Here is a 10553-nt window from a genome sequence, read left to right on the forward strand (position 1 = left end):
TCCGAAAGAAGTTAAAACGCTTGAAGGACATTTTGAAGTTGTTTTTTCTTCTTAAACTTCTTTATGATTAGCTTTTTTGGATCTATTCATGCATGGCAATCTTATATAAAAAATAGTCAAATGAATCACGTATAAAAGTGTGGATTCTTGAGTGGATTCATATAAAATAATTACAAACAAACTATTGACTTTATTGTATTTTTGTTTATAATGTCCTTCAACAAGCGTGACCATCCGACGACCGTTTTCAACATCAATGCTCCCCTCATCGCTGTAATAATCAAGATCATTATAGTGAACACCTTCATGAGAGCTCCCATCCCTTGCCCAATCTGCACTCAGCTCTGTCCAATGAGATTTGGGAAACATCTGCTTAGCTACTTCTAACGGCTTGCGGTCTACATACCACAAACGTTGTGCATCGGTTAAATTCGGTTGCACTGCCGCACTATCCCAGACCATTTTTAAAGGATCTAAACGCGTAATGACCGGTTCACCATCGAGGCTGTTCTCATAATCAAGGCGGGTATCAGTCCACCCCATTCCACAAATGACAGCATCTTGGAAAGCATCACTATCTGCATATTCAGCATGTGCCATGTCGCGAAACCATTCTGCTGCTCCTGTAAGTAATTCACTTGGCAATGCCTTCCCTATTTGACGAGGAATGAATTGCACTTCTCGCTTATTGTTGCGTTCTGAACCCACAACAGCATTCACAAGCGGAGCAATACGATTAAAAGTCATAACGGGGCGGCGTTGCTTTTTTAACGCCGATAAATCTTCTTCATTCCATTGATCACCATTGTAAAAACCAAAATCCTCCCGCGCATGTTCACGCCATTTGTTCACATGCTCCACATCTTCTTTGTACCAACTCACAAGCTTACGAAACAAACCTTCATGAGAGAGATCAGATACATTGCTGTCTTTCTCTAAACGTTCATCATCATGCATCATTCTGCCATCCATGAGGTACTCTCATATTCCGTTCTGCCGCTATAAGCTGGTCGCTTTTGTATTTCTTTTGGTGGTTTGTATGAAATACACATCAGTCCAAAGGCATCTGCCCCATGACTGGACCAATCATGCTCTGCTCCCAAGCCAATATTACGCTTCTCATCCCATTTCTCGTGATACCAGTTCAGTGCCTTACGTCCTGCTACTGTCGTCTTCTCATTAAACCAAACAGAAGGCAAAACACGGCGGACTGTTTCTATACGTATCTTAACAGCCCCTGCTCCCTGATTAGGGATAACTTTTGTTTGAAAGCCTGCCTGTTTAAGAGCGCTCTCAAAACTCACATTGTGTACACGGTCTCTTGTTGCACCATCATGGGGGAGAACCATCAATGCCTTCTCATAGCCATTCTGACGTAACCAGCCTATGTGCTCGGATAATGGCTGTCCCTGTGCTTCGTAATAATTAAGCACTCTAATTTCTCGCCCCACAAACTGTGCTATCCATATCGCCGTGGCATCTGCCTTGGCGCCTGTCCCCCCAATATCCCAAAAGGCGCGTATTTGCATTAAAGGGTCACGAGCAACACGCCCTATCCGCCCCTCTTGCTCGGCTGCCAACATTTCCTTTTGATAATAAGCGCCTTGAACTGCTGTAAGATAAGCCCCCTCCCATATATGCTTATAGGTCTCTGGACGGTTTCTCAGATCATCAAGCCGCGCTTCATTCAAGATCTTGGGAAACTTCGGATTGTCTGACCAGTTGATCTCAACACGCTTGATTGCCTCATTGTCTGAAAAGCGAAACCGCTTCTCAACGGGGGCATTCTCTCGCAACGGGTTCCATGTCACCCATAATTCTGCCCGCCATCCCTCTCCTTCTTCTCGCAAAGTCGGTATAAGCGTTTGCCAAGCCGTCTCTGTTACCGGCTCTGCTTCATCAACCCAACAAAGCAAAATGCGCCCCATCGATTTAATGCTCGCAATATTACGGTCCAGACCAGAAAACTGAAAGGCTACGCGACCATCTATCGACTTAATCGAAGATTCCCCAACCTTGTAATAGTCCTTTAAAAAGTCGTGCGCTTCAATGGCGCGCTTAATCTCCTCCAATGAACTTTCTGCCAAAGAATTCTGAAACTGACGTGCACAAAGAATGGTCCCCGATATCCCCTGCATACCAAATTGATAGCCTTTTAAAGCCGCCATCAATGCAAATGATCTTGTCTTTCCAGACCCTCGTCCACCCCACGCCGCTCGTACCAAAGCATCCCCATCAAAAATAGGGATAAGTTTTGGTACAATCTTAATCTGTCTTGTCGTCATTCATTGTTAAAGGAGCAATTTCTACACGCGTTATGATCTTAATGGCTCCCCCATCTTCACCTGTTACCTGTAAAGGCAACACCTTACCAAGCAACGCTAAATAAGCAGCGGGGCATTCCATAGCCTGCTTTTCCAAATAAGAAATCAAACCATCCTTGCCAATTTTATTCCCAGCATTCTCAGCAGCCTTAACCACTGCTTCTTTTAAAATGCGCGTCACTTTATTTGGAACGCCTTTGACACGCCCTTGACCTGCCTTTGGTGGTATACGCTTTTTAATGGGTTGTGGAGCCTGCTGTGTATTTTCTGATGTCATAAAATACGCCCTCCAGATAATAAAAAACCCCGCATTTGCGGGGATTCCAAACTGCACTGTCCCTCGTTTAGATACAATACACCTAAGTACAGCAATGTCATTAAATACGATTTGCTACACTTTGTCAACACTAAAATAACACATATTGATAATTTCAAAGGGAATCGGTTAAACAGCGCTTATAATAATTTAGGGATTTAAAATGATGAAATCATTATTCATAACACGCATCATAACATTTATAGCTTTCTTTTCTATATCAGCGCTACCTGCATCAGCGTCATTTGGATTTATAGACAAATTGACGCGTATGTTTACAAGTGTAGATACTAAAGAGAAGTATAATCAACTTTACAACAAATACGTAAGTGAATCATATATTGGCTCTATGCATTCTGAAAAGATACGCAAAGCAGAAGAACTTTCACTCATCATGGGCACAGAATATTCGTTTTTTAAACAGGAATATATATTGTATCGTCACATATTAGTTGTTGGTTGTGCATCCATTGTGAGTATATTGCGGGGTGATTATAATAAGGAGATGTCGCAAATGGATCTACCCAATGTAATAAAGCGTTTACGCGATGAATATGATTGGAGTGAAAGCGATTTGATGTGGGCATACGACGTGGTCAATGATAACGAGGATCCAATGATTTATTATGCAAAAAAATTTCTTAAGCGTTACGATTTCAGAAAAGAACAAGTAAATAACCTAGTATATCAAGTGAAAACAAATGATCATAAAGGTTTAAAGGAATCCATTGAATTTTGCAGAAACTTACAAACGATATACAATATAATGAAACCGTAATAGAGATTGTCATTTACGATCAAAATGTTTCTGAAGAGCATTAAGAGAAACACGTAATGAATTCACAAGATATGGTAGCATTTGATCTTCTACCACGAGGTACTGTAGTGCTGCATAAAGATTATACTGTCTATAGAGGCATTGGGCTTCTTTTAGTGCCTCTTGCGTGTTGATAAACTGCTCTGTTGCAAATGCTACCCATTTATCTCTTGCCTTATCATCTGAAGATGACGGCATTTCGTCATAAATCGCATTAGGCAAGCCTTTTGCACAAAGGTAATCGTTTCTTATCTGTAGGTACTGTTGCGCGGCGTCATATTGCTCTTGTGTAAGCACGCCTTGTAAACAAAGCCGCCCGATATAGGTACCAGAGAGCGGATTTTTTGCTTCCTGTAGCGTTAAACCAAAGCACTTTGCACGCATTTCTATTGCCAATTTATCAACGGCTTCACGCGGTGCTTTTGCACGTGATATACGTCCGTTTGGTTCTCTTACCTGCCCTGCTATTTTAGGGCGTCCCCTTTTTTTATTTTTTTTCACAGATAACCTCAGACACCTGTTTAACGTTTTCCCAAATTTCCTTTGAGTTTGACTGTGTCCCTTCATCCAAAATCACTACAAATAACAGTAACACTATTGATATACCAAGGGCTGGTATTTTTTTCCAATCATCGTCATCATTTATCATCCACATGGCGACAAGTATCAGTATTCCAACTAGAAAACCTGCCAATATATCACAGCATTTTCCAATACCAGCATTATGTTGTAATGATTTTATCTCCTGATCTGTAATAGTATAGTTATAAACTGGCTTAGATTTACAGATTGCACTAAAGGTATGGAGCGGCGGCTTATCAGACATTTAAATACCCTCTATTAAAAAGGAACACTATCATTCATAACGGTATGAGACGTATCAAGAGGCTTGTGAAAGCTTCTGTCATAAGGTGATGACTGATCTTGATTATCATCATTTTTGCCATCTAAAAGCTTTAACTCGCCTTTGTACTGAGGCAATATGACTTCTGTTACATAGCGATCAACACCGTTTTTATCTTGCCATTTACGGGTTTGTAGTCGCCCCTCGATATAAACTTTGCTGCCTTTGACAAGATATTGATTTATAATGATAATCTAGCGTTATTCATATTGAATGAGAACCCTGAATAACGTAAGATTGTCTCATTTTAAATCTGCTTATCTTGAATCAATCAAAACCACTCATTTGCACATAACAAGTGGGATGAGTGTATGGATCAAATTTGTATAAGAAAGGATTAAAAAATGGCTCTTATGAACCGTCTTAATGCAAGATCTGTCGCAACATTGGGGGCTGGCAAATATAATGATGGTGCTGGCTTGTTACTTCATAAGCGTAAAGATGGAGGTGCTCAATGGATTTATCGCTATACCATTCATGGTCGTCGTCGTGAAATGGGCTTGGGAGCGTTGCGAGATGTCTCTTTAAAACAAGCCCGTGAATTGGCAACTGGGTGGCGTTCTGTTTTACGTGAAGGTCGTGACCCCATTAAAGAACGTGAAAAACAAAAGCGTGAAGCAATAAGCAATCTCCATTATTTAAAAGACATTGCTGTAGATGCTTTTGAAAGTCGTAAAGCTGAATTAAAAAATGATGGTAAGAATGGAAGTTGGTTTTTACCATTACGCCTTCATATTCTTCCCAAATTAGGCTGTCTGCCGGTTTCAGAGATTACACAAACAGAGATACGCAATACACTTGCTCCTATCTGGCATTCAAAAGCTGGAACTGCTTATAGAGCTCTTAATCGTCTTAATCTTTGTCTCAAACATGCTGCTGCATTAGGATTGGATGTTGATTTACAGGCAACAGAAAAAGCACGCGCGCTCTTAGGTAAACAACGCCATAAAATAAAAAACTTACCTGCAATGGATTGGAGAGATGTGCCGGCTTTTTATAAAACACTTTGTCAAAAAATAACTATGACACAATTGGCTTTGCGTTTGCTTATTCTGACAGGCGTTCGCACAAATCCTTTACGTCATATTCATAAAGACCAGATTGATGGGGATATATGGACAATTCCTGCTGAAAATATGAAAGGAAAGCGTGATGCTACAACAGAATTTCGTGTGCCTTTATCAACAGAAGCATTAGAAATCTTGAAACAAGCGCGCCTGCTCTCTCGCAATGATTTCTTCTTTTCTGCTAAAGGTCGCGGTCCCCTCGCTGAGAAGTGTATGTATATTTACATGAGAAAAAATAAACTTGAAGCCTGCCCCCATGGTTTTCGCTCTAGTTTACGTGATTGGCTCGCCGAAACAACCGATGCCCCCTATGAAGTCGCTGAAACTATTCTAAGTCATACAGTAGGAGGACAAGTAGAGCGTGCCTATCGTCGTACTGACTATTTAGAACAGCGCCGTGTCTATATGGATAAATGGGCGGCTTATGTCACGGGTCAATCTTAAGATATGGGGTGCATAACCCCATGATCTGTGGATAACTTTCTCTCTCTTCTCTCTCATTCTCTCTCAATAAGACTCATAAATTATCACATCAGAAATTATATGATAAAATATTGTTTTCTATGAATAAAACATCTTTCTAAATGAACCAAAATGTGGTTAATAAATAGTTATGATTTGTTACCATTTTTTGATAGAAAGGATTTTAGTATGACAGAAAATGATATTCTTTTGACAGACCGTGAAAGTGCAAAATTGCTTCATATGAGTGTCTCAACATTCCGCCGTCATGTAACCAATGGCTCTCTCCCAAAACCTTTAAAATTTGGCTTTTTATCCCGTTGGTTACAATCAGATCTTTTGAATGTAATCGAACAAGCAAAACAGCAACGTCAAAGTGACGCGGCATAAAAAAAACCTTGTCACATAAGGACGGACAAGGCTTTCTCAAACTCATGCTTTAAGGATAGCATAATCCGTCCTATGACGCAACGCCCGTTGCCCTGCTCATGATGATAGGCTGCCTAGCTTATCCCTTGCTAATGGACATGATGGGCGTCTTTTACTCACTTGTTATGCTGGCTGCTCTTTTAGAGAGATCATACAAGCGCTCATTAGAATTGGCTTGCTTGAAAAACAAGCCTTTTTTGATAAAGCTTATGATCATACGCTTTCTTTCTCAAAACAGTTTTGTGCTGATCTCAAACGAGCAAAACAGAAAGCAGAGAGAGCAAAAGCAATTTGGCAACAAAGCCAACCAATCAAAAAGACTTTAGCAGAAACCTATTTACGCATGCGGCATATTACATGTGATTTGCCTGCTGATTTACGCTTTTACGACAAATGTCCACACCCCTCTGGGATTACACTGCCCGCATTGATTGCTCTTGTTAAGGGCGCTGGCTCTTTTACCATTCATAGAACCTTTTTAAAAGCCAATGGCTGCAAAACAGATCAAAGACCAGCAAAAGCCATGTTGGGATCTGTAACGGGTGGTGGGGTGCATTTAAGCCAAGCCAATCCAAAACATCTGGTCATTTGTGAAGGCATTGAAACCGGTCTGGCTCTGCTGTCTGGGTTGTTATCAGAGCCCGTTGATTTATGGGCGTCCCTTTCAACCCATGGCATGAGGCATGTGAATTTACCTCATACAAAAGGGCGTTTGACAATCGCAATGGATGGCGATGATGCGGGTCGTAAAGCAGGTTTTACCCTCGCTGCACATGCCTATAGACAAGGCTTTGAGGTCTTTATCATGCAAGCCCCATACGGTCTAGATTTCAATGATGTTTTGATACTGAAAGGTATAAATAAATGAGAGAGAATAAAAACAATATTGTAGATACCAACAATCAAAATGTTTCATGCAATGATAACGATAATGTTTCTTTAAATGATAAGACTTGTTTAGAAGCCATTCCTTATAAGCAAGCATTGCAACAAAATGGTTGGGGGGAATTAAAGCCTATCACGGCGGCTCTCTTACCCGTCGAGCCTTTTAATCCATTACAGCTCCCCATGCCATTCATGGATTATGTTTATGACGTTTCAGAACGTCAACAAGCCCCTATGGATTTTATTGCTGTCTCTGCTCTCTGTGCCTTGGCTGCTGTCATTGGCAATGGCGTGCGTATTGCTCCAAAACAACATGATGATTGGATTGTTGTTCCTAATCTCTGGGGCGCTCTGATTGGTCAATCGTCAACATACAAAACACCAGCCATGAAAGCCGCTTTAGCTCCTATCACTTGCCTTCAAAAGGAATGGTATAAAGACTGGTTAAAGCAGAAAGAGAAACAAGAAATTGAAGAGAGACTTGAAACTTTAGATAAACGAGAAAAGGAAAGACAAGCCAATAAAGCGATAAGAAAAGGAGAGTGTGAAACCGCTCGTGCTCTTTTGTATGAAACCCTCTCTAAAGACAATGCGCATGATGATGATGTCTCTCGTTTTATCGTCAATGATGTGACCGTTGAAAAGCTTGGGGAACTCTTAAAAGAAAACCCCCGTGGTCTCTTAATGGTTCGTGATGAATTATCTGGTTTTTTAGCCAATCTGGAACGAAGAGAATATCAAACAGACCGTGCCTTTTATTTAACAGCTTTTAATGGAGATGATCAATTTACCTATGACCGTATCGAGCGTGGAACCATTTTTATCCCTTATGTCACTTTATCCATGATTGGAGGCATTCAACCTTCACGCATTATTCCCATTATTCAAGCAATGCACCGTGGAAAAAACGATGACGGTTTATTGCAACGCTTTCAAATGATTGTCTGGCCCGATGACAATAAAGAGTGGCAATTGGTTGATAAACCGCCCAATCAAGAGGTCTGGCAAAAGTATGAAGGGGTATTTCGCTCTTTTCGTGATAAACGCTTAGGTTCTCCCGAACAACCACTGATCATGCGTTTTTCTCCTAAAGCACAAGTGAAGTTTTATGAATGGTTCGAGCATCTTCATAAAGAAGCCAAAGATAATAACCTTTCTGAAAGCTTACAATCGCATCTTTTAAAAATGCCAAAGACCATAGCAAGTCTTGCGTTAATTTTTGAACTTCTTGATAGTGGTGGTTTAGAAATTGGACTCTATGCCATCACAACAGCGTTGCGTTGGGAAAAATATCTGTTAAGTCATGCCAAGCGCCTTTATGCGGCGGGAGATACATTAACAGCAGAAAGTGCAAAATTAATTGTCGAGCGTTGTGATCATTTATCTGATGTTTTTACTTTACGCGATATTCATCAAAGAAGTTGGACTTCTTTAAAAGATAATCAAGCCGTTAAGCAAGCTTTAGAGCTTTTATGCCGTTGTAACTATATACGTGAAATCTCTGGAGACAATAACCCTAAAAGCGGTCGACCTACAATACGGTATGAATGGCATCCTTTAGTAAAGGGGCATAAGACACCCCAATAAAGCATTACCCCTTGTATTTCATAGAGTGAACCTTCAAAGAACGCCTTAATGTATGAGTTTTGAAGATTTTGAGTATTTTGAGGGTTCCTTCTACCCCCCTTTATATATTTTTTTCAATTAAAAAATAAAAGTCATTATATTTCAATAAGTTATTTTTTAATAAACAACCTATATCAAGATACAACCTATAAATACAACCCACGGTATATTTTTGAAGGTATTTTGACGGTTTGAGAAACCTTCAAAACCTATCTATAAAATGTCTCATAAAACTCATCAAAATACTCATTCTGATATTTTAAAACACATAGTGCATTTGTCTTGATTGACCATAAAACAAACAGCAAATTTCACTATTTTGCTGATCTGATCTCTCTCATGGGCTGTTGATAAACAAGCTTTAAAAAGACTTTTTGAAAAAAAATTATCCGCTTTGGAATGACTTTAACTCATTTTGCACTCGATATTTGGTTTGAATCAATTTAATAAACTCCATTTTGATTACTTTGAAGAGAATTAATCAATAGAATATATTGCCATGGAGTCTATTCTTTATGCTTCAATCTATTAAGTCTGATAATGAACACGTCACTTTACGCTCTCTGTTGGAATATTATCGTCAACAAGCTAAATCACTTCGTGAATTAGGAACATGGTTTGAAAACCTTGTCATAGCTTATTTGACGAAAGACCCTCTTCATTATGGACGCTACGAAAAGGTAGAAACCTATTATGAATGGGCTAAAGAGCGTGAAGATTGGAATAAAAATGATATCGGTATTGATCTGATTGCTAAGCTTCGTCATCAAGAGGGTTATGTCGCTATTCAATGTAAGTGTTATCAAGCAGATCATCAGATCAGTAAAAAGGATATTGATAGCTTTATCGCGGCATCTGGAAAAGACATTTTCAAATATCGTCTTCTCGTTGATAGCACGGAAGTGGAATTAAGTGACAATGTGAATGCCATGATCAAAGGACAAGCGATCCCCGTTTATCGCATTGACCTTCGTCATATGGAAAACAGTCGTATAGACTGGCAAATATTTGCAACTAAAAAAGAAATTGTTCTGAAATCAACAAAAGAGCCTCGTCCCCATCAAGAAGAAGCCATCAAGAAAGTCTGTGAAGGTTTAAAAGAAGCAGACCGTGGCAAGCTTATTATGGCATGTGGAACGGGCAAGACTTTCACCAGTTTGAAGATAGCAGAAACCATAGCAGGAACAGGCAAGCGTGTTTTGTTTCTGGTGCCTTCTCTGGCTTTAGTCTCGCAAACAATCCGTGAATGGACAGCCGATGCACAAGTCCCGTTGCGTTCCTTTGCGGTTTGTTCTGATACGAAAGTAGGCAAGCGTCGTAAACACCAAGATGATATTGTTGGCATGGAAACATCAGATCTTGTTCTCCCTGCTACCACGGATGCAAAAGCCCTTGCCAAAGAAGCTTGTGAAAACCTCGCAGATGCAATGACGGTTATCTTTTCAACCTATCATTCTATCCAAGTGATTTCGGATGCACAAAAAGAGCATGGTTTACCCGAATTTGATCTGATCATTTGTGATGAAGCACACCGTACCACTGGTGCTTCATTGGGAAGTGAAGACAATGAATCCGAATTTATCAAGGTTCATGATAATAGCATCATTCGGGGCAAAAAACGTCTCTATATGACAGCAACGCCTAAAATCTTTAGTGACAAGCTGAAAAGGAATGCTTTCTTATCCAATAACGTTTTGGTGTCCATGGATAATGAAAAACTCTA

General features: G+C 40.0%; 9 protein-coding genes and 3 pseudogenes. 6 read left to right on the plus strand and 6 right to left on the minus strand.

All coding sequences use genetic code 11. From position 1 onward, the window contains the following. Positions 1-212 precede the first annotated feature (212 nt). The 3 genes and pseudogenes from ACFIN0_RS08945 to ACFIN0_RS08955 form a co-directional block, all read right to left on the minus strand. Positions 213-972 (minus strand): annotated as a pseudogene (locus tag ACFIN0_RS08945) (portal protein); the annotation flags it as partial. Beyond that, positions 957-2285 (minus strand): PBSX family phage terminase large subunit, encoded by a 1329-nt coding sequence (locus ACFIN0_RS08950; RefSeq protein ID WP_375676726.1) that lies wholly within the window; start codon positions 2283-2285, stop codon positions 957-959. The pseudogene ACFIN0_RS08945 and the gene ACFIN0_RS08950, both read right to left, overlap by 16 nt. Beyond that, positions 2266-2601, minus strand: a complete 336-nt coding sequence (locus ACFIN0_RS08955; protein ID WP_375610918.1) for a hypothetical protein — start codon at positions 2599-2601, stop codon at positions 2266-2268. Before ACFIN0_RS08955 ends, ACFIN0_RS08950 begins: the two co-directional genes overlap by 20 nt. Before the next feature lie 202 nt (positions 2602-2803). Between ACFIN0_RS08955 and ACFIN0_RS08960 the strand changes: the two genes are divergently transcribed. Then, positions 2804-3418, plus strand: a complete 615-nt coding sequence (locus ACFIN0_RS08960; protein ID WP_375610919.1) for a hypothetical protein — start codon at positions 2804-2806, stop codon at positions 3416-3418. Positions 3419-3427: 9 nt separating this feature from the next. Here ACFIN0_RS08960 and ACFIN0_RS08965 read toward each other — a convergent pair whose 3' ends face one another. The 3 genes and pseudogenes from ACFIN0_RS08965 to ssb all read right to left on the minus strand — a co-directional run. Beyond that, positions 3428-3958: a hypothetical protein gene (locus ACFIN0_RS08965; protein WP_375610920.1), complete on the minus strand. Its 531-nt coding sequence runs from the start codon at positions 3956-3958 to the stop codon at positions 3428-3430. Beyond that, a complete protein-coding gene (locus ACFIN0_RS08970) occupies positions 3945-4283 on the minus strand; it encodes a hypothetical protein (RefSeq protein WP_375611108.1) in 339 nt (112 codons plus the stop codon). Before ACFIN0_RS08970 ends, ACFIN0_RS08965 begins: the two co-directional genes overlap by 14 nt. Before the next feature lie 14 nt (positions 4284-4297). Then, a pseudogene (gene ssb, locus ACFIN0_RS08975) lies at positions 4298-4540 on the minus strand (single-stranded DNA-binding protein); the annotation flags it as partial. A gap of 165 nt (positions 4541-4705) precedes the next feature. On the opposite strand from ssb, the gene ACFIN0_RS08980 reads away from it, so the two are divergent. The 5 genes and pseudogenes from ACFIN0_RS08980 to ACFIN0_RS09000 form a co-directional block, all read left to right on the plus strand. Continuing rightward, positions 4706-5872: a tyrosine-type recombinase/integrase gene (locus tag ACFIN0_RS08980; protein WP_375702368.1), complete on the plus strand. Its 1167-nt coding sequence runs from the start codon at positions 4706-4708 to the stop codon at positions 5870-5872. Between the two features lie 207 nt (positions 5873-6079). Continuing rightward, a complete protein-coding gene (locus ACFIN0_RS08985; protein WP_007347209.1) occupies positions 6080-6280 on the plus strand; it encodes an AlpA family transcriptional regulator in 201 nt (66 codons plus the stop codon). Positions 6281-6362: 82 nt separating this feature from the next. Continuing rightward, positions 6363-7187, plus strand: a pseudogene (locus ACFIN0_RS08990) (toprim domain-containing protein); the annotation flags it as partial. After that, positions 7184-8791: a YfjI family protein gene (locus tag ACFIN0_RS08995; RefSeq protein ID WP_375702369.1), complete on the plus strand. Its 1608-nt coding sequence runs from the start codon at positions 7184-7186 to the stop codon at positions 8789-8791. The pseudogene ACFIN0_RS08990 and the gene ACFIN0_RS08995, both read left to right, overlap by 4 nt. Before the next feature lie 554 nt (positions 8792-9345). After that, positions 9346-10553 (plus strand): DEAD/DEAH box helicase family protein (locus tag ACFIN0_RS09000; RefSeq protein ID WP_375702370.1); only part of this gene is annotated, 1208 nt, incomplete at its 3' end.

The organism is Bartonella sp. AA89HNZF (assembly GCF_042196905.1).
Classification (GTDB): Bacteria; Pseudomonadota; Alphaproteobacteria; order Rhizobiales; family Rhizobiaceae; genus Bartonella.

Bases quoted from the DNA above. Each gene is read 5' to 3' on its own strand.
- ACFIN0_RS08950 (WP_375676726.1), bottom strand. From the start codon at position 2,285: ATGACGACAAGACAGATTAAGATTGTACCAAAACTTATCCCTATTTTT.
- ACFIN0_RS08955 (WP_375610918.1), bottom strand. From the start codon at position 2,601: ATGACATCAGAAAATACACAGCAGGCTCCACAACCCATTAAAAAGCGT.
- ACFIN0_RS08960 (WP_375610919.1), top strand. From the start codon at position 2,804: ATGATGAAATCATTATTCATAACACGCATCATAACATTTATAGCTTTC.
- ACFIN0_RS08970 (WP_375611108.1), bottom strand. From the start codon at position 4,283: ATGTCTGATAAGCCGCCGCTCCATACCTTTAGTGCAATCTGTAAATCT.
- ACFIN0_RS08980 (WP_375702368.1), top strand. From the start codon at position 4,706: ATGGCTCTTATGAACCGTCTTAATGCAAGATCTGTCGCAACATTGGGG.
- ACFIN0_RS08985 (WP_007347209.1), top strand. From the start codon at position 6,080: ATGACAGAAAATGATATTCTTTTGACAGACCGTGAAAGTGCAAAATTG.
- ACFIN0_RS08995 (WP_375702369.1), top strand. From the start codon at position 7,184: ATGAGAGAGAATAAAAACAATATTGTAGATACCAACAATCAAAATGTT.